The 23,726-nt window shown below is 37.9% G+C and carries 17 protein-coding genes and 1 riboswitch; of the genes, 4 read left to right on the forward strand and 13 right to left on the reverse strand.

The window, feature by feature from the left end:
- The 10 genes from folA to nudF form a co-directional block, all read right to left on the reverse strand.
- Window positions 1-429 (reverse strand): type 3 dihydrofolate reductase (gene folA, locus AACU95_RS00035; protein WP_161737044.1); only part of this gene is annotated, 429 nt, incomplete at its 3' end.
- Between the two features lie 674 nt (window positions 430-1,103).
- Complete coding sequence (locus AACU95_RS00040) at window positions 1,104-2,297, reverse strand: hypothetical protein (RefSeq protein ID WP_161737045.1); 1,194 nt, start codon at window positions 2,295-2,297, stop codon at window positions 1,104-1,106.
- Between the two features lie 106 nt (window positions 2,298-2,403).
- Window positions 2,404-5,658: an autotransporter Pta gene (gene pta, locus AACU95_RS00045; protein WP_141192310.1), complete on the reverse strand. Its 3,255-nt coding sequence runs from the start codon at window positions 5,656-5,658 to the stop codon at window positions 2,404-2,406.
- 458 nt (window positions 5,659-6,116) lie between these two features.
- Window positions 6,117-7,538 (reverse strand): cell division protein FtsP, encoded by a 1,422-nt coding sequence (gene ftsP / locus AACU95_RS00050; RefSeq protein WP_004250218.1) that lies wholly within the window; start codon window positions 7,536-7,538, stop codon window positions 6,117-6,119.
- Window positions 7,539-7,892: 354 nt separating this feature from the next.
- Window positions 7,893-8,642 (reverse strand): 1-acylglycerol-3-phosphate O-acyltransferase, encoded by a 750-nt coding sequence (locus AACU95_RS00055; protein ID WP_004245551.1) that lies wholly within the window; start codon window positions 8,640-8,642, stop codon window positions 7,893-7,895.
- A 64-nt stretch (window positions 8,643-8,706) separates the two neighbouring features.
- Window positions 8,707-11,664 carry a DNA topoisomerase IV subunit A gene (gene parC / locus AACU95_RS00060; protein WP_004245552.1) on the reverse strand — a complete coding sequence of 986 codons (2,958 nt, stop codon included), beginning with the start codon at window positions 11,662-11,664 and terminating at the stop codon, window positions 8,707-8,709.
- Between the two features lie 33 nt (window positions 11,665-11,697).
- Entirely contained in the window at window positions 11,698-13,593 is a 1,896-nt protein-coding gene (parE, locus tag AACU95_RS00065; protein ID WP_004245554.1) for a DNA topoisomerase IV subunit B, read from the reverse strand.
- Between the two features lie 107 nt (window positions 13,594-13,700).
- Entirely contained in the window at window positions 13,701-14,291 is a 591-nt protein-coding gene (yqiA, locus tag AACU95_RS00070; RefSeq protein WP_004245556.1) for an esterase YqiA, read from the reverse strand.
- A gap of 3 nt (window positions 14,292-14,294) precedes the next feature.
- On the reverse strand, window positions 14,295-15,134 hold the full coding sequence (cpdA, locus tag AACU95_RS00075; protein ID WP_004250217.1) for a 3',5'-cyclic-AMP phosphodiesterase: 840 nt from the start codon (window positions 15,132-15,134) through the stop codon (window positions 14,295-14,297).
- A 231-nt stretch (window positions 15,135-15,365) separates the two neighbouring features.
- Window positions 15,366-15,995: an ADP-ribose diphosphatase gene (gene nudF, locus AACU95_RS00080; RefSeq protein ID WP_004245558.1), complete on the reverse strand. Its 630-nt coding sequence runs from the start codon at window positions 15,993-15,995 to the stop codon at window positions 15,366-15,368.
- A gap of 213 nt (window positions 15,996-16,208) precedes the next feature.
- Here nudF and tolC point away from each other — a divergent pair, with 213 nt between their 5' ends.
- From tolC to AACU95_RS00095, 3 genes are all read left to right on the forward strand, one after another.
- Window positions 16,209-17,606 carry an outer membrane channel protein TolC gene (gene tolC, locus AACU95_RS00085; RefSeq protein ID WP_004245559.1) on the forward strand — a complete coding sequence of 466 codons (1,398 nt, stop codon included), beginning with the start codon at window positions 16,209-16,211 and terminating at the stop codon, window positions 17,604-17,606.
- A gap of 328 nt (window positions 17,607-17,934) precedes the next feature.
- Complete coding sequence (locus AACU95_RS00090; RefSeq protein ID WP_004249472.1) at window positions 17,935-18,663, forward strand: DUF1190 family protein; 729 nt, start codon at window positions 17,935-17,937, stop codon at window positions 18,661-18,663.
- A gap of 7 nt (window positions 18,664-18,670) precedes the next feature.
- Window positions 18,671-19,834 (forward strand): glutathionylspermidine synthase family protein, encoded by a 1,164-nt coding sequence (locus tag AACU95_RS00095; protein WP_141192106.1) that lies wholly within the window; start codon window positions 18,671-18,673, stop codon window positions 19,832-19,834.
- 139 nt (window positions 19,835-19,973) lie between these two features.
- On the opposite strand, the gene ygiD is transcribed toward AACU95_RS00095, so the two are convergent.
- Window positions 19,974-20,759, reverse strand: a complete 786-nt coding sequence (gene ygiD, locus AACU95_RS00100) for a 4,5-DOPA dioxygenase extradiol (protein WP_004249471.1) — start codon at window positions 20,757-20,759, stop codon at window positions 19,974-19,976.
- Between the two features lie 175 nt (window positions 20,760-20,934).
- Window positions 20,935-21,588: a 3,4-dihydroxy-2-butanone-4-phosphate synthase gene (ribB, locus tag AACU95_RS00105; RefSeq protein WP_004245565.1), complete on the reverse strand. Its 654-nt coding sequence runs from the start codon at window positions 21,586-21,588 to the stop codon at window positions 20,935-20,937.
- A gap of 124 nt (window positions 21,589-21,712) precedes the next feature.
- A riboswitch (FMN riboswitch) is annotated at window positions 21,713-21,872 on the reverse strand.
- A 201-nt stretch (window positions 21,873-22,073) separates the two neighbouring features.
- Here ribB and ubiK point away from each other — a divergent pair.
- A complete protein-coding gene (gene ubiK, locus AACU95_RS00110; RefSeq protein ID WP_046334374.1) occupies window positions 22,074-22,388 on the forward strand; it encodes a ubiquinone biosynthesis accessory factor UbiK in 315 nt (104 codons plus the stop codon).
- Window positions 22,389-22,448: 60 nt separating this feature from the next.
- Here ubiK and AACU95_RS00115 read toward each other — a convergent pair whose 3' ends face one another.
- Complete coding sequence (locus tag AACU95_RS00115; protein ID WP_237075999.1) at window positions 22,449-23,333, reverse strand: AAA family ATPase; 885 nt, start codon at window positions 23,331-23,333, stop codon at window positions 22,449-22,451.
- Window positions 23,334-23,726: the final 393 nt, after the last annotated feature.

Below are 23,726 nucleotides of genomic sequence, written 5' to 3' on the forward strand. Positions count from 1 at the left end.
CTCATGGTATTCCATAAAAGTAGAATCCCACTCATCAGGCTCATAATCGGGGAAGGTTGTATCACCAATCACTTCAGCATCAATATGAGTAAGGTATAATTTATTCGCCATTGGTAGGAATTGCTCATAAACCTTACCGCCACCAATCACCATGATTTCATCATTATTTTCAGCAGCTTGTAGTGCTTCTTCAACGGATTTCACCCAAACAACATTGTCATCATTTCCAGGCTGACTGCTTAATACAATATTGAGTCGATTAGGTAAAGGACGCCCGATAGACTCATAAGTCACCCGGCCCATAATAACGGGTTTATTTAATGTATTTTTTTTAAACCATGCGAGATCACCCGGTAATGTCCAAGGCATCGCCTTTTCCATACCAATAATACGATCCGCCGCTAATGCTGCGATTAAACTAATATTCATTTACATACCTACGGGTAAAAATGGGAAAACTATTTATACTATACGGAAAGCGAAAACTTGAGTCGATACAATTTATGCTTCACCGATAATAAATAATTGCTTTATACAGGAAGTGTTAACTTAATCATGAAAGCTTTAAACATTATAATAGTGCTATATGGCAGTTGCTATTATATTTGAAAATTCTTTAGGTGTTTTTACAATTACTTTACGCTCATTACAGGCGCAAGAACCTTACTTTTTTCTCATCGTAAAAAATGTAGCACCTTATCAATAACATGCGAAAAGAGACACTGCCACTTCTCATTGACTGGCTTATAGCACTTTTAACATTAAAGTATCACCTTTCGTTAAGGCAATCATACGATTGATAAAAATAGAGAGTATTAGTTGCAAATCTACGTTAAAAAGACTCTTATACCATTTTCTCTTTCATCAACACTCTCTTAAGCTCCCCTCTTTTTTATCGCTATGTAACATCAATATGAGTCAGTTCGAGTACAGGTGAAAAATTGTGATACGCTTTTATTACTTAGGATTAATAGTCGTTTACTTGCCTTTGTTAGTTAAAGTTTGTCAATAAAAAATAGCTCAATAAAGTGCTAAGTGTCGTGCTGGTTGGTTTAAAGATTAAAGTAGTGTTAAAGAAACAAAGATCTCTTTAATAAAAAGAACTAAAATAGGTGTAAATAATTATTAATGAAATAGCTGTAACTGCTTATTAATGAATCAAAATTCCAATCCTTATCGTCCCTTAAGTAATCAATAATATCCAGTAAAATATCTTTATATTTATCTTTAAGATCACCACACTCATTGTCTATTTGTTCTAAAATATTCTCATAATTATTTCTAATAGTATTAGCAATGGTATATTTCATTTCATCACTATTTTCATTCTTAGTAAAAATATTTTGCATTCTTCTATTATGTTTAGTGATAAAACTCTCGTCTTCTATTGTCATTTCTTTAGCTTTAATAATATCTTTTTTTTCTAACACTCCTAATGTAAGCATATCATCTACAAACTTTTGAACGTCTTCATTATTTCTTAATTTATTAGTCAAAAAATTTGATATTGACTTTTTAAAAGCATCGTTAATATAGTTTACCGTATTATATTCCATTGCTTTATCAATAAAACATTTAGTTATATTGACAATAAACGCTTTATCCATCTCCACCGAATAAATATTATACATTATAGTAACTAAATTCATTATTGAATTAATTAATTCATTATTATCTTTTCTATTAATCACTTTACAAATACAACTTAGTTCCATATCAATATGTTTTTTATAGTTAAAATCACTATAATATACCATATCATCACACTTTGGATGATGTTTCTTCAATTGTTCAAACATTTCTTTTGGATAATGATTAATTACATTGAAAGCAATGTTCATTATAGTAATAAAGTCTCCTTTTGTTTTTGATTGTTCATAAAGATAATATTGTATTAATCTTTTAGCATCATCATGACAATCATTTTTTATTGCATAACTTAAAGTTAAAAAAAATGTATCTAAATGTTTATTCTTAAAGCTAACAAAATCTGAGTTAATTAGCTTACAGTTTTTAAAATATACTTCCCCTCCATTTCTCATCAAAATGGATAATGTATTAATTTTCGCATGTTGACTTTTGTCTAATAGAAAAACCACCCCAACATTAATATTAAAAATACTCTTTATAAAAAATGATATTTTAGATAGTAAAGTAATCTTTTCCCTTTCAATATAAAGACTTGAAAGCGTATTTAACACATCATTGATTTTATTTTTTATTTGGTATTTCTCTTTTATATTTTCATCGTATTTTTTTATTGAAGTAACGCTATCAAAATTATTTTTTATATGCATAAAAACTCCTTATCTCATAGTAAAACTATCTTTTATTTATCTACATATTCATACAAAAAAAAGCCCTTATTACTAAGGGCTATAAATATCAAAAAACAAATAAGGTTTAGAAATTAATTTTCAATATTGCATTAATACCACTCGAATTGATATCACTATTATATTGACCTTGATAAGAGATACCGAAAGTGGTTGATTTACATAACTGCGCATCAACACCTAGACCAACACCAAATAAATTATCTAGTTTACCACCTCGTAGTGATGCCTCACCTGAATTGGATAACCATAGACGTGATTCAGGGCGATTATCACCAAACAGATGGCTTGCTGATATATCACCTTTTAATGCCATATTAATATTGCCTGCCATAAATGGATATCCACCACGTAAACCAACCGTAGCAACTTGAATATCTTGTGCATCTGTTTTAGTGGTAAACTTCATATTACCCACATTTTCATTGATATTATCAGTGGATACTCTTAACCAACTAAATCCAGCATAAGGTTCAATTGAGTACTGGCTAGTATTCAATTGAGTATAAGCACCTTCTAAAAAGAATTGACTAATTTTCGCATCGTAACTGGTTGAGTTATAACCTGCAGTTTGTCCTATCCAGAGTGTTCTTTTGGCATCTCTATCTTGGTTTGTATGTGTAAATCCATAATTTAATGAGGCAACATCATAAAGATTAGAGATCCCATAAGCACCAATATGAATATCATTACTATCTATCTTTCCATATTGATTGCCTTTATATTTGGTGGAGCCTGCACCGAAAAATAGACCCGCTTTAGTATTTTCAGTAACATCAATTTCAGCACCTAATAACCCAACATAGAAATCAACATCCATATCACTGTGGCCATAATCCGTCTTACCCCACTGACCCATGCCGCTGATCCAAATACGCGCATTACTATTACCTAGTTGTGCATGACGACCATCACCGATACCAATAGCCTGATCTTTCACTGTACGAGTTAAACCCAATACATTAACAATACTGGCATTATTGGCATTTAAATACATATCACTACCCAATGATTGATAAGTGGTTTTCAGATCATTTTCATTCATCGGTAATACAGCATTAAATAGCTCACCATCTCCTGTATTATCTAATGCATTAGCAATAGCACGACCATTTTCATTATCAGCAAAGGTGGCTAAAGTCGTATTTTCTTTCTTAGTTAAACTGCCACTGATGGTTTTATCTGTTATCGTGATATGTTTATCAAATAAAGCATAATCATTATTGGTGACAGTAGTGGTTGTGGCTGGATCTGCAACCACACGGTTACTGGCTAACATTTTCGTTTTAGTGCGATTATCAACTAAACTATCTGTATTCACCTCACCGACAACAACACTATTATTAAGATAAATATCTTTTAGTTGCCCAACATTATCCGCCCCCACATCAATATCGGCTCCTTGATTAAGCACTAAGTTACCAATATTAACATTGTGTCCTGCGGTCACTAAATAACGACCTTTATCATTAATATTAATGTTTACTTTATGGTTTTGGTTTGAGGTTAATTGGCCTTTTTGAGTAAAAGTATCGTTATAACGCTCAATAATACCTAATTTCCCACCATTAACATTGACGGCTTGTGTCCCAAAAGATCCGCTAAAGCCATATAAAGTACCTTGTTCGACAGTTGTACCACCACGGTAACTATTATTTCCCGTCATGACTAACGTACCTTCGCCTCGCTTCACCAAAGCACCATCATATAAGCCAGCATCAATTTTAGCTTGAATAGCATCAGCGCGTTTTTGGTAATATTCTTGACGCCATTTTTCAGCATCTTCTTGGCTAACAATATGCGATGTAGGATCAGGATTGCCATCATTAATCACAAAATCAGTACCGAGATGATATTCACCTCCTGCCGCAATACCTTTTTCGGTATATTCTTTCAACCATGCGAGATCTTCTTGCTTACGTAGATCTAAAGCTGTTTGGGAAATATCATTAGTCCACACATCAAGCGGTGTCGCATTTAGGTTATATTCAAATTTACCTAGCAATTGACCCGGACCATACATCCCTTTATCTAAATCTGGTGTTCCCCACCCATAACGTACATCGGGAGTACCTTCTGCAGCCGTCCAGCTCTCATATAAAGAGCCATCAGGATCACGATGGTTAGCGGTAGTGAACATGACATCACGAACTTGAATGGCGTTCATGGAAGGATAACGAGACATTAATACTCCCATCGCCCCCGTCACATGAGGAGCTGCCATTGAAGTACCACTAAAGGTATCCCAACCTGGATTCCCCTCTTCATCAACCACTGTGGAATAGATATTTCGACCCGGTGCAACCACTGTCCACCATTTTGCATTACCCGCTTCATTGAAGACTTTTTCTAATACATAACCGGTGTTATCCGCATTTTGCTTCAATCCCGCCACCGCAATCCAATGCTGTTCGGCTTCGGGATTAAAATAAGGATAAAGAGGACGATAATAAGGTTGAGCAAAGTCGCGATTACCCGTTGTAAAGACCTGAACAACATTCGTTCCTTTAACTGCATCATAAGCAGCATCAACAAAGGAAGGTTTATCACCATAGACTTTTTTAAAGTAGAAATATTCGTATTCTGTCTGTGCCGTGGTGTTAACAGGCATATGTATCGTGGTATTACCACCATCAGGCCCCTCTGTTTTATCTGTATTAATAATGCGCGGGTTAGTCCCCCAGCTATTATTAATCACTTGCGCACCCGCGTCGACCATCGCTTTCCAGCCAGTATAGAAATAGGTATAGTCTTGATAAGGGCCATAGTTATTGCTGTCTGTTGCCCCAGTATTCCCTAAATAAATATCAGCCCCCCACGCCACACCATGCATACCATTACCATCACGGTTAGCCCCCACAGTACCAGTGACATGTGTGCCATGGGTATCATTCACCCCTTTGATCCAATTACCATCAACATCAAAGACTTGGCCTTTTTCATAATGTCCGCCCATTTCTTGTGGATAGCGCATTCCCGTAGAGCCATATTCACCTTTGGCTTTTACTGCATGAAAACGAGATCCACTCAACTCTTGATGTGAGAGCAGTGCACCAGAGTCCATCACCCCGACTTTAGCACCTTGACCATGAAAACCCAGAGCATAAGCACTAGAGGCATTCATGGCTGCAAGCCCCCAGTCTTTTTGATATTCAGGGCTTTCCCAACTTTGTTTATTACCTAATTGTCCAACTTCTGAATATGCAACAGCATAGCCAGAAAAAAGAAGTGCCGAAGTAATAAGGGAGAGTTGAAATAGAGAGTTTGTGGTATTTTTTTTCTGATTAATGGGATGGTGACTTAAAGCTATTTCTTTGTTCATTCTGTACCTTCTGTTATGTTGAAAGGGATAACATTAATTAAGGAATAAAAACAAAAGACGTAGCGATCCTCTCTTTTTTATAACAATAATTACTTGAGGGATCTCTCAAATATACGAAGCTAAACCACAAAAATAGATAGATTGCCTAACAAATCACAACTTAATAGTTTAATTAAACAATTTTAAAACATAATCTAATATTATATAAATAAATAGATTTAACGTTTTCTACGGTAATACTGACAGCTTTCAATAGCTAAATAAAGCTGATAAAAAGCAAACCAATAAAAAAACATAATAGCTAAATTAATTAACAATTTATTTTATAATCTGATTTAGCTATTTAATTCTAGTATGAAAAATTTATTTTTCTTAATTTTATAGTAATAAAAAAAACAGTATCTTTATTTTAAAAATACTGTTTTTATTTTAATTTTTGACGTGATATTACTTAATTTTTATTCTGATGGCGTGATTTCCATTTGCCCCGCAATCCCTTTATCCGCATTTTCGAGTATTTGGCTATAATAAACAAAAGGGAAATGAGAATAAGAAGGCTGTTTTAGCTCAACTAATAATTCACTCTGTTTTTCGATCCACACTGTATCTTTCCAACCAAAATCAGCAGGCGCTGGTTTTTGTCCATCATGATTAATCACTTTAAAACGTGCACCTTCAATATGAAAAGGTTGTGGTGTTTCCACTGTCACTAGCCAACGTTCCCAGCCATTTTGTTTACCGACAAGATCGATCCTTGATAACTCCCAACGCGCATTATTAATACCAGGAGGACTGTTTTGCAATTGGATCGTTCTCGGTTGAATTGAGGTGGTGATTTGTGTGTCATCCACCACCAACTGTTGTGGAACTTTATCGGTAACCAATGACATCAGTCCAGTAGGCTTGATGGTTAGCACATTGGTATTGCGCAATAAGTTAGAAGGTTCAAAAATACCACGTAATCTATCCATAAATCCGGCACTTTGCCCAGCAGTGATAGTCACTTCTTCGCCTTCTGATAGATCAATAAGAATTTCACGTCGCTCACCCGGTGCCATAGGAATAGATTTCAATTCTACCGGTGACGTTAACAAACCTTGATCAGAGGCTATCAGATAGAGTGAGCGACCATCATTCGCCGATAACTCATAACGTCGAGCATTCGAGGCATTAACTAAGCGTAAACGAATCCAACCTCTTGATACTTCAATATAAGGATCTTCACAGCCATTCACTAATAATGTGTCACCATAAAATCCCTCTGTCGCGGCTTCTTTGTCGTACTGTGGCGTTCCAAAGTTATCAAGGCGTTTATCTTGAAGAATAATAGGAAAGTCATTTACCCCATAATGTTTAGGCAATGGTAACGATTTGCTCTCTTCGTCTTCAACAATCCACATGCCTACCAATCCGTTATAGACATGAGGCGCCATTTTAAAAGGCGTATTCGCATGATACCAGCAGGTGGCCGCTTTTTGACGAATAGGCAACACCGGTGACCAATAGGCTCCCGGAGACATCATCCTTGCAGCTCCACCTATTTGTGTTCCCGGAACTAATAAGCCACTTACGGTCATAGAAACGGGTTCATTAAGGCGATTGCTATAAATCAGTTTGACATCATCACCGCTTTTTACTTTGATTGTCGGACCCGGCATTGAGCCATTAATGCCCCAGACTTCTGTTTTTTGTGTGCCATCAAAGGCCCAATGCACTTTTTGTAACGTTACAAAAAGAGGCTGACCATTACGTGATTCAAGTAATGGGGGAATAGGTAGTTTTCTATCACTAACTGATCCTGCACGAACAGATGAAGATAATGAGCCCAGACATACCGCTAAGCCTGAAGCCTGTAAAAACTGGCGACGACTAAATGACATACTTTCTCCGCAACAAAATACCCATATTCCTATCCCACGAGTGAGGATCAACTGATAGGAAAAAAGCTGCTGTGATATTTAAAGACAAAAGACTTAAATCAAATTATGACAGCATAATAACGCGGATATGACATAAATCCTAAAAATAGTTGATAACTTAGTGCATTTTAATTTATTAAAGACAATATCCGTCCGAAAATCGGGATATATTCAAACGATCAATCAACCTATAACGTTTATTGTTAGCCATTATAAAGTATATAATTAAACCATTAAAATCATGATGTTATAAAAATGCCAAATCTAATCGATTTGGCATTAGGTATGATAAACAATTAAATAAATTACAGACCGTTAATTTAACTTACCTGCAAAATCGCGTTTATTCATTTCTTCCACTTCTTTATCAAGCTCTTCAATTTTAGCCTTCATGATCTGACGACAATCTTCAGCTAATTCTCTCACCTGATCTTTGTTATATTTTGATACATCAATGGGAGGCAACATTTCAACAATCACGTAGCCATTATTCCAGCGATTTAATTTTATCTTACCTTGTGTGGTAGAGACACAAACAGGCACAATAGGCACCCCCGCTTGCATCGCCGCGTGAAAAGCCCCTGTTTTAAAAGGTAATAAACCACGTCCTCGGCTACGTGTTCCTTCAGGAAACATCCATACAGAGATTTTTTTCGCTTTGATTTGCTCTGCAACCTGAGTGATGGTGCTATGGGCTTTAGAGCGATTACCTCTATCAATCAAAATATTGCCAGTGATCCAATAAAGCTGTCCAAAGAAAGGAATAAACACCAAGCTTTTTTTGCCCACCGTCACGGTATTAGGTTGTACCGCATTCGACATTGTCACCATATCAAAGTTATTTTGATGGTTACCAATATAGATACTGGGTCCATAACTTTTAGCTTCTTTAGGAAAACGCTCAACTAATTTGATCCCAAAGACATGTGATAATTTGCCGAATAAACGTCCATAAGTCATTACGTGTTTCGGATTTCTGGGAGAAAACATGCAATAGATCATCCCAAAAGTCACCACAATAATGGTGTACAGAATGACAATAATGCCTCGAATAATGGCTAGCATAAGCTTTTAGCGTCCTAATAATAAGTGGGTCATATGACCCACTAATCTACATTGAAAGTTAAAATTAATGAGTTTCGATATCTATATGATCGATACTTTGTGCACCACGAGGGAGCGAGGTTCCACGACGACCACGTTTGGCTTTAAATGTCTGTAATTCATTCATCGACATCGTGAGTTTACGTTTACCAAAATGCAATGTAACACTGGCATTTTCTGGTAATACCCGCAACCAAGCGACTTTATCTTCACCACTTGCAGCCTGTGAAGCAGGAATAGAAACCATTTGGTTACCTTTTCCTTTTACCATAGTTGGCAACTCAGAGGCTTCAAAAATCAGCATTCGCCCACCCTGAGTAATGATCATGATCAAATCACTCAATTCATCATTTAAGCGTTGAGGTGGTAATGGTAATGCATTTTCAGGTAATGTTAATAATGATTTACCAGCTCTATTTTTAGAGGTTAAGTCATCAATACTACAGATAAACCCATAACCAGCGTCGGATGCCATTAAGATCTTATCGCTACTTTCCCCCATCACTACATGACGTAATTGAGCCCCTTTTTGGACTTTTAATCGTCCAGTTAAATCATCACCTTTACTACGGCCTGATGGTAATGCGTCAACATCAACAGTATAACTTTGACCCGTGGTATCAATCAGATGTACCGCTTGATTGCTCATTCCTTCAACTGCGTCAAAATAATCATCCCCTGTTTTAAAGCCCACTGATTTCGCATCAATGTTATGGCCTTTTTGGCAACGGATAAGCCCTTTTTCGGACATGATCACGGTAACCGCTTCAGGGTGAAGATGTTTTAATGGGATAGGCTCATCGCCAACATCACCACTAAAATAGCTAATCTCTTCTGCTTTTAATGTTTGTTGTTGACCATCAACAGTAAATGTGAGGGCTTCATTTTTTGCTATTAACACGATTTGTTCGATAACATCACTTTGCTCTTTGCCTAATGCAACTAAGCGAGTGCCTCGACCTTTCTTATTCATCTCATTTAGATGTTCTGCAGATATCGCCAGAATACGTGTTTTATCGGTGATAATAACTAACCAATGTTGATTGTTTTTCTTTTCTGCATCGACTAAGAAAGGCGCTAGCAATTCTGTTTCATCTGAAACCGTTAACAGCCCTTTACCGGTTTTATTTTTTGTCTCCATCTCTTCATAACTGAGTACAGAGCCATAACCCTCTTTCGTTGCCAGTAAATACTCCTGTTTAGCGGCTCCCGCTAACATATATTTTACGCTGGCGTCAGGGGGGAAGGTCAATTTACCGGTTAAAGGCTCACCTTGGCTACGGCCTGATGGCATGTCATTGGGACTTAAACTATAGCTTCTACCCGTTGAATCAAGGAACAATACTGGCTGGTTGCTCATACCCCGTACCGCACTATGATAACTGTCTCCGGCACGATAACTCATGGTACTAGGATCAATTTCGTGCCCTTTCGCACTACGCACCCATCCCATTTCAGAAAGCACAATAGTCACAGGCTCTGATGGCAACATATCTTGTTCATTAACCACTTTCGCCTCTTCTTGAGGTCGAATAGGAGAACGTCGTTCATCACCAAACTCTTTAGCGTCTGCCTCTATCTCTTTTTTCAATAAAGTATTGAGACGGCGAGGAGAATTTAACAGTTTTTCAATACTGTCGCGCTCTTTTTCCAGTTCATCACTTTCAGCTTGTAGTTTTATCTCTTCAAGCTTAGCTAAGTGACGTAAACGTAACTCTAAAATCGCTTCTGCTTGAATATCTGATAATGCAAAACGACGCATTAATTCCGCTTTTGGCTCATCTTCATAACGGATGATCTCAATCACTTCATCAATATTGAGATAAGCGATTAATAAACCTTTTAGAATTTCTAAACGGCGTAATACTTTTTCTAAGCGATGGTTTAAACGATTGGTTACGGTTTGACGGCGATAAACTAACCACTCATTTAAAATGGTTAATAGCCCTTTCACAGCAGGACGGTTATCTAACCCAATCATATTGAGGTTAACGCGATAACTTTTCTCTAAGTCTGTATTTACAAATAAGTAATACATGACTTGTTCTAAATCGACGCGATTACTACGAGGAACAATCACCAATCGAGTAGGATTTTCATGATCTGACTCATCACGTAAATCATCAACTAAAGGCAATTTTTTCGCTCGCATTAATGCAGCAATTTGTTCAAGTACCTTAGCACCAGAGACTTGATGAGGGAGAGCTGTTATCACCGCACAACCCTCTTCTTTTTGCCAAACAGCACGCATTCTAATAGAACCACGTCCTGTTTTATAAATCTTTTTGATATCCTCAGGAGCGGTGATCACTTCCGCTTCTGTTGGATAATCAGGTCCTTGTACATATTGCATAACATCAGATAACCCAGCATCAGGATTATCTAATAGCATGGTTAATGCTTGGCCGATTTCCCGCGCATTATGTGGCGGAATATCCGTTGCCATACCGACAGCAATCCCCGTTGTCCCATTTAATAAAATATTAGGTAAACGAGCAGGCAACATTTTTGGCTCTTGCAGGGTGCCATCAAAATTGGGGATCCAATCAACAGTACCATGTCCCAATTCGCTTAGCAGGATCTGTGAATATTTAGATAAGCGAGACTCGGTATAACGCATAGCTGCGAAAGATTTTGGATCATCCGGAGCCCCCCAGTTACCTTGCCCATCAATTAATGGATAACGATAAGAGAAGGGTTGCGCCATCAATACCATGGCTTCATAACAGGCGCTATCACCGTGGGGATGATATTTACCTAATACATCCCCCACTGTTCGTGCTGATTTTTTAAATTTAGCACTGCTGTTTAAACCTAATTCAGACATCGCATAGACGATACGACGCTGTACTGGCTTTAACCCATCGCCAATAAAAGGCAATGCACGATCCATAATCACGTACATTGAATAATTGAGATAGGCATTTTCCGTAAATAAGTGGAGCGGTTGGCGCTCTACACCATCATGAGTCAGTTCACTCATTCAATATTTTCCTCAGACGCTTGGTGAGTTCCATTACACTTCGATGTCAACTTCGTCGCCTTTTTCTTGCAACCAGTTACGGCGATCTTCAGAACGTTTTTTGGCAAGTAACATATCCATCATGCCCAACGTTTCTTGATAATTTTCATCATCAATCACCAATTGCACTAAACGACGTGTATTAGGATCAAGCGTTGTCTCACGTAATTGCAGTGGATTCATCTCACCTAAGCCTTTAAAGCGTTGCACATTTGGCTTACCTTTTTTACGGCTAAGGCGTTGCAAAATAGCGTTCTTTTCTGCTTCATCAAGGGCATAACTCACTTCTTTACCTAAGTCGATACGATAAAGAGGTGGCATAGCCATATAGACATGACCTTGCTTTACTAATGCCGGGAAATGACGAACAAATAAAGCACAAAGCAAAGTGGCGATATGTAAACCATCGGAGTCCGCATCCGCAAGGATACAAATTTTTCCGTAACGTAATTGGCTTAAATCATCACTATCAGGATCCATCCCGATCGCCACAGAAATATCATGCACTTCTTGTGACGCTAATACTTCATCAGAAGAGACTTCCCAAGTATTAAGAATTTTACCACGTAGAGGCATAATCGCTTGATATTCACGATCGCGAGCTTGTTTAGCAGAGCCCCCCGCAGAGTCCCCTTCAACTAAGAAGAGTTCGGTATAACGTAAATCTTGCGAAGTACAATCTGCTAATTTACCCGGCAATGCAGGCCCCGAAGTCAGTTTTTTTCTCACCACTTTTTTAGCCGCACGCATACGTCGTTGCGCACTACTAATAGCCATTTCAGCGAGTAATTCACCGACTTGAACGTTTTGGTTTAACCATAAACTAAATGCATTTTTTACTGCACTAGCAACAAAGGCACTGGTTTGACGTGACGATAGACGCTCTTTGGTTTGTCCTGCAAATTGAGGATCTTGCATTTTTACTGATAACACATAAGCACAACGCTCCCATGTATCATCTGCGGTTAATTTAATGCCTCTTGGCAATAAATTATGGAATTCACAAAACTCGCGCATGGCATCTAATACACCTTGGCGCAAACCATTAACGTGTGTACCACCTTGTACGGTTGGAATGAGGTTCACATAACTTTCTGTGAGTAAATCACCGCCTTCCGGCAACCAAAGCATTGACCATTCAACGGCTTCGTTATCACCTTCAAATTTCCCTGTAAATGGCTCTTCAGGCAGGCGAACAAATTCAGCGACAGCTTCACTTAAATAGTCAGTTAAACCATCAGCGTAACACCACGTTTCTTGGGTATTATTGACTTTATCGGTAAAAGAGACATTGACGCCTGGGCACAACACCGCTTTGGCTTTTAATACATGAGATAAGCTTTTTGATGAGAAACGAGGAATATCAAAGTAAGTGCTATCCGGCCAGAAATGAACACTGGTTCCTGTATCTCGTTTAGCACACGTACCTATTTGATGTAGCTCTTCAACTTTATCACCGTTCTCAAAAGCAATTTGATATATTTTGCCTTCTCGGCGCACGGTGACTTCTATACGCTTTGATAACGCATTAACCACTGAGATCCCGACACCATGCAAGCCACCAGAGTATTGGTAGTTTTTATTGGAGAATTTTCCTCCGGCATGAAGATGGGCAAGGATCAGCTCAATAGCAGAGACTTTCAGTTCTGGATGGATATCAACCGGCATTCCTCGCCCATTGTCGATAACCTCAATAGATTGGTCTGCATATAAGATAACTTCGACCTTGGTTGCATGCCCCGCAAGCGCCTCGTCCACGCTATTATCTATCACTTCCTGTGCCAAATGGTTCGGTCTAGTGGTATCGGTATACATACCAGGACGCCGACGTACAGGCTCTAGACCATTAAGAACCTCAATATCCTTTGCATTATAACTTGATTGAGTCATTGTTTTAATCTGCGGTTCACTGTTTGAGAATACTGTTTATAATAACAGGTGTTAGCGGTAATATGATATTCATTTTTGAATTGAGACATCAACCCCAGTATTGCAGGTTAATGAGTCGAAAACGATGTTATTTTCAAAAACTGAACAATTTCCGGGAAAAAACGTTCAAAATTAACAAAAGCATGGTTTCCTCCCTGCTCTACTGTTTGCTTACAAGCGCCAAGATATGAAACCGCTTGACGATAATCAAGTATTTCATCTCCAGTTTGTTGAAGCAACCAAATAAGATCGGGGGAAGTTATCGTAGGAATACGTAAGGCAAGTAACTCATCCATATGGTGAGGTGCTAATCTATACTTTTGATGAGTATAAGGATTTTCATTATCGCCTAAAAAATCCTGTAGTAAATCAAACGGGCGAACCGCGGGATTCACCACCACTGCAGGTAAATGAAAACGTTGTGATAACCAAATAGCAAGATAGCCCCCCAGCGACGAGCCAATTAATCCTAACTTATCATTGGCATTATCTTTTACTAATTTTTCAATTAATTGAGCGGCTTGCTGAGGATAAGGGGGTAATTGGGGTACAAGTAGCTCAATATCAGGATGAGTGACTGATAACCATTGTTTAAACCCTTGCGCCTTGGCTGATTGAGGCGAGCTATTAAAACCATGTAAATAGAGGATACGAGACATGACTTAATAGCCATCCGCGTCAAGATCTGGACAAAAATCTTTACCCGCTAGACGATGTACTTGAGTATCAATATTCCTCTTACCCTGTGCAGATAATGATAACTCCAAATAGCGCCAACCTGGCGAAACGGTATCTAAAGAAAAATTAGTACAATGCGGGCGAAACTGAATACAGGTAGAGGGTGTTGCTAATAAGCGAATACCATTCCACATTTCATCCATTTCTTGATGAATATGACCACATAACATCATTTTTATTTGAGGGTGATCTTTAACACGCTCAGCTAACTGGTGAGAGTTTCTTAAACTATGTTGATCTAACCAAGTACAGCCAGAAGGCATCGGATGATGATGCAATAAGATCACAGTATCTCTTTCTTTGTGGCTTTCTAGACAGCGTGTTAGCCAATCTAACTGACAGTCAGATAACTCGCCATGGGGAACACCTTGAATTTGGCTATCTAATAATAACAATTGCCAATGTTCACCAATTAACACTTGTTTTGCCGACAGAATGCCTGCCTGATTTAAAGCATCAATCATTGCTGGTTGATAATCATGATTACCGGGTAACCACACACAAGGTGAAGGTAATCTTGCAATCCCATCAGCAAAATGCTGATAAGCTGCAAAGGATTGATCTTGAACTAAATCCCCAGTAGCAACAATCAAATCAATCGATAACCCTTGCTGTTTAATCGCGTCCAATACCGCATGATAGCTACGATAGGTATTAATTCCCAACAAGGTATCATCCACATTAGCAAAAAGGTGGGTATCTGTGATTTGTAATATTCTAACGGTGTGTTGTTGATCCACCGACAATTCAAGCTGGCTTTCCAAAAGGTTTCCTTGTTTCTCTCTTACTAGCCGTTATTTTAACGTAATTTTGTATTAAAGATCTGCCACCCAATACACATTTCAAAAGATTATTGAGAAATATTCTCGCTACCAGTCACATTTTTTATCTCTTATGTTCAAGCTTAATCGATTGTATATTCATATACTTTAAAGATAATTACGTCATTTATCATATCTTTTCATAGTGACGAATAAAGTTTCTTTTGGCAATTATCACAACCAATCTTTTCTTAAGGTGACATGATGAAGCTGTAACCACTGAAGTGCGATGACGGAAGCAGCATTATCAATTATCCCTTCTTCAACCCATTGATAAGCCTGCTCTCGGCTGACGACATGAACACGAATATCTTCATTTTCACAAGCTAGCCCATGTATGCCTGTTGCTGTTGTGGCATCCACTTCCCCTACATAGACATACATCCGCTCACTGGTTCCTCCGGGGCTTGAAAGGTAACTTACAATGGGCTTACAACGACCTATTGTGATCCCAGCTTCTTCTGTGGCTTCCCGTCTTACCACCTCTTCAGGGCTTTCTCCTTCTTCCACCATGCCGGCAATCACTTCTAATAACCAAGGTGTTTGACTTGTTTCATAAGCTGGAATACGAATTTGTTCGATTAATACAACTTCGTCTCGTTTAGGATCATAAGCCAATAAAACACCCGCATGACCACGTTCGAACACTTCTCGCTTAACTTCTGCACTCCATCCTCCCTTAAATAAACGGTGTTTGAAACGATACTCGTTCATACGGAAAAAGCCTTTATAGAGTGTTTTTTTACTTATCAGCTCAACATCATTACGTGTATATAAAAATGGTGTATTTTCCTTTTTGTTCATACAATATTCCTCTGGTTATACTTAAGTCTTTTTTTATTGCATACGTTTAATACAGATTTAAAGATATTTGCCCGCAAATCCTGTAAAGTTAACCTAAAATAAAAGGATATGGCACAAATGGCTACCCCTACTTAGGGAAACAATCTGCTAGAATTGTTTCTATACAAGATTAACAGAGGCAACTCAGCGAAACTGTTGCAACAAGGAATTAAAATGAAAAAACTGCTCTCTCTTTTAGTCACGATGAGTTTGGCAGGATTCAGCACTGCAAGTCAGGCTGAGGATCTGCTACAAGTTTATCAAAAAGCAAAGGACAGTAACCCAGAATTACGTAAGTCATTAGCTGAACGCAATCAAGCTTTTGAGAAAATCAATGAGGCACGTAGCCCATTATTACCACAATTAGGATTAGGCGCTTCTATTGATTATAAAAGTGGCTATCGTGATGCTAAAAATACCGAGTCTAACTCTCTTGGTGCGAATTTAACGCTGACTCAGACTATTTTTGATATGTCTTTATGGCGTCAATTGACCATGCAAGAAAAAACGGCGGGTATGAGTGATGTTACCTATCAAACAAGCCAACAACAGCTTATTTTAGATACCGCAACAGCTTATTTTAATGTTCTGCGTGCCATTGACTCCTTATCATTTATTGAAGCACAAAAAGAGCAGGTTTATCGCCAATTAGATCAAACTACACAGCGTTTTAATGTGGGGCTTGTTGCGATTACTGACGTACAAAATGCGCGTGCAAACTACGACAGCGTGTTGGCACAAGAAGTGGCTGGACGTAATGAACTGGATAACGCATTAGAAAAACTGCGCCAAGTCAGCGGTGTGTATTATATTAATCTGGCTTCACTTAATATCGCACGTTTTTCCACCACTCCACCAGACGCCATTGATAAACTGTTAAAAGACGCAGAAGAGCGTAACTTAAGTTTACTCAGTGCTCGTTTAGGTCAAGATTTAGCACGTGAAAATATTCGTTTAGCGCAATCAGGCCATTTGCCAACCGTAAATTTAAATGCTTCAACGGGTGTCTCAAACAGTCATAATCATGGTAGTGCTTTACCACCAGAAACACCGGCTAACAGCCGTAATAGCTATAATGGTCAAAGCAGCATCGGACTCTCTTTAAGCATTCCATTATATACAGGTGGCAGAACGAGCTCACAAGTAGAACAAGCTCAATATGGCTTTACCAGTGCCAGTGAGCAGTTAGAATCGGTATACCGTTCTATCGTACAAATTGCACGTTCTTCTTATAACAATATTTCAGCCTCCATCAGTAGCATTAAGGCCTATCAACAAGTGGTTGTATCCGCGCAAAGCTCTTTAGATGCAACTGAAGCTGGCTACCAAGTGGGTACTCGTACTATTGTTGATGTCTTAAATGCAACCACAACGCTTTATGATGCTAAACAAAAATTATCAAGTGCACGTTACGACTATTTGATTAACCAATTAAATATTCAATATGCACGTGGTACCTTAAACGAAAATGACTTAATTCAGTTAAATAATGCGTTGGGTGAAGAGATTTCCACTTCCCCTGACAACATTATTCGTCCATTAACAAGTCCCGTACTGAATACGACAAATTAATCGTTAATAGACACCGTTAACCATCAAAACCGCTTACAGTGATATACGGGTAAGCGGTTTTTTTATACACTAGCGAGAAAAAACATTTTTGGTTACAAATAGATTAAAAATAAATTCACCTAATGCCCATTACTTAAATTTATAAATAACCTAATCATTATTTGTTTAATAAATAGAGGATTTAGCTGATTTCATTGCCATTATCCCTATGAAGATCACAAATTTCTGCTAATCGCTGATGATTAGGTGTTTCTTATTTATTTTCTAACCTATTTAACCTATCCTAGCTTTTATTTTGAACGTTTTACTTTTTATGGATCTTACCAATATGACAATGAAACGTACCAAATCGATTAATCGCGATGCTTTTCGTAAAGCATTTCGCCCTTATCGTCTGGCGCCTGTTGCCATCGCCATCACCGCGGTATTCGCCCTTTCAGGGTGTGAAGAGAGTGATGAGACGGTTTCACTGTATATGAATGCACAAGAATGTGCGCAAGCGAATCCATCACAAGCAGCACAATGTGAAGATTCTTACCGCACGGCATTACAAGAAGCGCAACGTACTGCACCTAAATACGCAACAATGGAAGATTGTGTTGCTGAATTTGGTGATGCGCAATGTACACAAACTGCCTCAATTGATGGTAACCCCGTTAACACCGAAAACGCCAATAACCTCAACCCTGATAGTTCACAAATGGCACAAGCTAACTCTGGTGGTAGCTTCTTTATGCCACTGATGGCAGGTTATATGATGGGGCGTTTAATGGGTGGTGGCGCACCAGCACAGCCTTTATTTAGCTCACGTAATCCAAGTAGCCCAGCTAATGGTAAGTTTGTTGATGCAACGGGTCGTAACTATGGTCCAGCTGTCGGTGGTCGTCAAATGAACGTCCCTAAAACAGCTATGACACCAAAACCATCTACAACATCAACCATTACGCGTGGTGGCTTTGGTAATACCGTTTCACGACAAGCGGCAGCTCAACGTGCAAGCGCGACAAATAACAACCGTAGCTCAACAGGCTCCTCTTCATATCGTGCAGGTGGTTAATTAAACCATGAAACGCGAACAAATTATTGAACGTCCTGATTGGCGCGAAAAAGCCACTGAATATGGTTTTAACTTCCATACCATGTATGGCGAGCCTTACTGGTGTGAAGATGCTTATTATCAATTCTCAATAGAAGAAGTGGAAACATTAGAAGAAACCACGGAAGAGCTTCATCAGATGTGTTTACAAGTCGCTGATAAAGTGGCTAATAGTGAAGAGCTATTGACTCGTTTTCAAATTCCTCGCCATTGCTGGGATTTTGTCCGTGAGTCATGGAAAACCTCGCAACCATCGCTTTATTCACGTCTTGATTTAGCTTATGACGGTAAGGGGCCGGCAAAATTACTCGAAAATAATGCCGACACACCAACTTCATTGTATGAGTCTGCTTTTTTCCAGTGGATCTGGCTTGAAGATCAAATCAATGCGGGTCGTTTGCCACAAAATGCCGATCAATTTAATAGTATTCAAGAAAAATTGATCGACAGATTCGCTCAATTGCGTGATCAATATGGTATGCGTTATCTGCATATGTCATGTTGCCAAGATACGCAAGAAGATCGCGGTACCGTACAATATTTACAAGATTGTGCAGAAGAAGCCGAAGTCGCTACCGATTTTGTTTTTATTGAAGATATTGGTTTAGGTGAACGGGGTGAGCTGACCGATCTACAAGACCAGATCATCAGCAATATGTTTAAACTCTATCCTTGGGAGTTTATGTTCCGTGAAGATTTCTCGACCAAACTTGCTGATGCAGGGATCCGTTGGTTAGAGCCAGCTTGGAAAAGTATTATTTCCAACAAAGCGTTACTGCCAATGCTGTGGGAAATGTTCCCTAATCATCCTAATTTATTGCCGGCTTATTTTTATGACGGTAAAGCGCCAGATTCATTATCACGCTATGTCATCAAACCGCTCTTTTCACGAGAAGGGGCGAATATTCGTATCGTTGAAAATGGTAAAGATATCGCTGTTGCTGATGGCCCTTACGGTGAAGAAGGCTTTATTGTTCAGGACTTCCATCCACTGCCAAAATTTGGTGATAGCTATACATTAATTGGTAGCTGGCTAGTTAACGACCAATCTGCAGGTATTTGTATTAGAGAAGATAAAGAGCTTATCACGCAAGATCTGTCTCGTTTCTATCCACATATTATTTTAGATTAATAACGCAATTGCTGTGATAGCAAAACTTATTGTCTAGCATTGACCTCCTCCCCGCCCTGAACTAAAGGGCGGGGTTTTATGGCACACCTAAAAAATAAATTTAGCCTTAACATTCTATCAATTAGTTTTATTGAATATTTTACCCAATTTGAAAGGTCATCATGCTAAGTGATTTATTAATAATATCATTATTTAATAAAGTTACTTTTTCATCCGGCTGTTTTAAACCAAGTAGATATAATGCAGGTAAAAAATGTTCTGCTGTTGGGTGTGCGAGTTGCCCTTCTTGCGTTGATAAAATGGTAAAAAGCGCTTCAGGCACTTTATCACTTTGTAAACAGCGCTCTACTGTTTCACTAAAAGATAATGCCCAAGAGTAAGGCTCTGCTTGGTCATTTTGCCAATCCATCATTCTTAAATTATGAACGATATTACCACTGCCAATCACTAATACACCTTCTCTACGTAGCTCAACCAGTTTTTTTCCAAACTCATAGTGCCACTGCGGCGATTGGTTAGCATCAATACTTAACTGAACAACAGGAATATTAGCATTAGGGTACATCTTCTCTAATATTCCCCAACTACCGTGATCGAATCCCCATTGCTCCATATCCAGTTTTAATTTCATCGGATCAATCAGATCTTCAATTAATGCAACGAGACCAATGGAGCCTTTTGCAGGATATTCTATTTGGTATAACTCTGGTGGAAATCCATAAAAATCATGGATAGTTTTAGGATGAGTCATCGCTGTAATATAAGTCCCTTGCGTATACCAATGCGCTGAGATGACTAATATTGCTTTAGGCTTAGGCAGTGTCTCTCCTAACGTCGTCCAGAGGCGAGTATATTTATTATCTTCCAATACATTCATTGGACTGCCATGTCCAACAAATAGCGCTGGCATCAATTTTCTGTCCATAATCACCTCTTATCATCTTGCTATCTATGGCATTTAGCATACTGCCTTCTTACTTGAAATATAGTCAAAGAAGTGTGAAATAGTTATTCAAAAAATATGAAAAAGCCACTTAGGGAAACTTAAGTGGCTTGAATAAGTGTGTGTGTGTTTTCAGTGTCGTTTTAACTTGTTAATTTCAGCCCGCTTTCTTCTCCTCGCGAAGACGATAAGCCACTAAATCTTCAATCGTTAACACTGGCATATCATGCTGTTTAGCAAAAGTGACAACTTCTGGCGCTCTGGCCATGGTGCCATCGTCATTGGTTAATTCACATAACACGGCAACAGGTTTAAAACCCGCTAACGTTGCTAAATCAATAGAAGCTTCAGTATGTCCACCACGTGTTAATACACCACCAGGTTGCGCTCGTAATGGGAATACGTGACCTGGACGATTTAAATCACTTGGTTTTGCATTATCAGCAGCAGCTGCACGTACTGTCGTTAAACGGTCTGCTGCTGAAACTCCCGTAGTCACCCCTTGGGCCGCTTCAATAGTTACCGTAAATGCGGTATGAAAATGACTGGTGTTATTTTCTACCATCATAGGTAAATCGAGTTGTTGACGGCGCTCTTCGGTAATACAGACACACACAATACCACTGCCATGACGAATAGACATCGCCATTTGTTCTGTGGTCATGGTTTCTGCGACAAATACCATATCGCCTTCATTTTCACGGTTCTCATCATCAAGCACCATCACACCTTTACCGGCACGAAGGGCTTCAAGCGCACGCTCAACACGCTCTAATGGAGAGCCAAATTCGGAAAGTAGCGTCTGATTCATGGTAAAAAAACCTCAATAATTAATGAAAGTTACCAGAACCAGGGCAGTCTTAGGAGTGGATCTCTGCTGTATAAATAGACAAGCAGAAACAACAGGAATGGATACAAGGATCCCACTGATGCTATTTTATTCTCTCCCATCCAGACTTTAACTGTCGGCTCCAGAATTACACTGGATCTGCTGACCTTTGCATCACATTGGTAATACAAAGCGCTCGCGGGCTTTACCTGATTATTCAGGTATCTACCGCCGGTGGGGACTTTCACCCCGCCCTGAGATAAACAGGGAAACTATACGCTTTAAAATAATAAGAGGCAATCCCAATCCACAATAACCCTTGTCAAATCACACTAATCTGTTATTGATAGGCAAAGAATTTAACGATTTATCATAAAAATATAACAATAATATCGATATCAGGTTTTATTCCCACAGCCCTCATATTACACTTAGCATAGCTTTCTATTTTATTGTGAGGACTATCCATGCTGGACCCAAAAAAAATTGAACAAGTCGCTCGCCAAATCCAAAATGTACTACCACAAGGTATCAAAGATTTAGGTGATGATATTGATAAGAAAATCCGTGCAATACTTCAATCTCAATTAAACAAATTAGATTTGGTTAATCGCGAAGAATTTGATGTGCAAACACAAGTGCTGTTACGTACTCGCGAAAAATTGGCTCGTTTAGAGCAACGTTTAAATGAGTTGGAAGCAGGACAACAAGCGCCAGTGGAAGTTGCACAGATTGAAGAAGTTGATGTTATTGTTGAAACTGGGAATGACAGTAAAGCTTAGTTGATAGTGTAATAACACCCTGAGCCACATTCGGACAGGGTGTTTTCTCAAAAATAACTTTCATTTGTTAATAAATTCTCTTAGTTCGGCTATTGTTTGTTCTATTTTATCTTCAAAATCAATATCGAGGATATTAAAAAAAGCTTCGTAACCAATATCTTTAATTACTGTTTTACAGTAATATTTACTTTTACAATTATCAACCCCGATTGAAGGTAAATTAAATCTATTATTTTCTTCAGTATATTTTCTAAAAAACTCATCTTCTATATCTAAAAATGGACTATATAAGATATTATCTCCAGATACTTTACCTCGAGAGTCACCATCTAAAAAAGAAATCATATGTTTACTTTCACAAATAAAGTTTTCCCGCTTATTTCTTCTCATAAAATCTATAACATTTGAAGCACCACCTATATAAATAATCTTTACTGATTTATTTGTATCAATTTTAGAAATTAATCTTTTTAAATAAATTTCCAACATTATATCTTCTGTTAGAATATATTTATCATAATCTTTAAAACCAAAAAGCTCACCCACAATATAACTATATGAGACTTCTCTCATAATTAGCCTGGAATTAATATTCTCTAAATAAAATATAGACTCACCAACCTGTTGATATAACACTCTCATAATAGGAAGAGAATGTGTTGTAAATATTATTTTTTTCTTATATTTATCACACAAATTATTGAGGGCTTGTATTAATCTAACTTGAGCAGAGGCATCAAGAGAAATATCAATTTCATCTACAACAATTAATTTACAATCAGAAGTTACTGTCTTATATAAATTTATTACAAAGTACTCTCCAGAGCTAAAATAATCCTCTCTAATATATCTATATCCATCAAGAGGAAGAAAATAATACTTATTACCTCTTATTATTACCTCTTTGAGTGATGAGAATCTCTCTCCTATATAGATTTGGCTCAAAAAATAAATTATTTCTATATTTTTATTAAACTCTCCCTTAATATAACTCTCTCTTAATTCTTTATCAATATTACCTAAAACAGGAAAATTAGAGAAACGTTTTCCATAAGGAATAGGGAGTTCAACATTTAAAAAACTTTCATCAATAATATCTTTTGAATCAATTTCTCCGTTATTACAATAATAATGATAATTGTTTTTATTTATAGATATTGTTATATTAGTTTCTTTATTTATACTGAAAATTGAAGATGTCTTATTTAAGACACTTATATCTTTTAATAAGCATAATGATTATAGCTGGTGATGAAGAAAAACCTATAGGTAGTTTTTTATCTATAGTAACTAACTCTAATATTCTAGATAAATGAACCATTACATCATTTGTATCTA

The sequence above is a fragment of the Proteus sp. G4415 genome, from assembly GCF_963896075.1.
Taxonomy (GTDB): Bacteria; Pseudomonadota; Gammaproteobacteria; order Enterobacterales; family Enterobacteriaceae; genus Proteus; species Proteus mirabilis.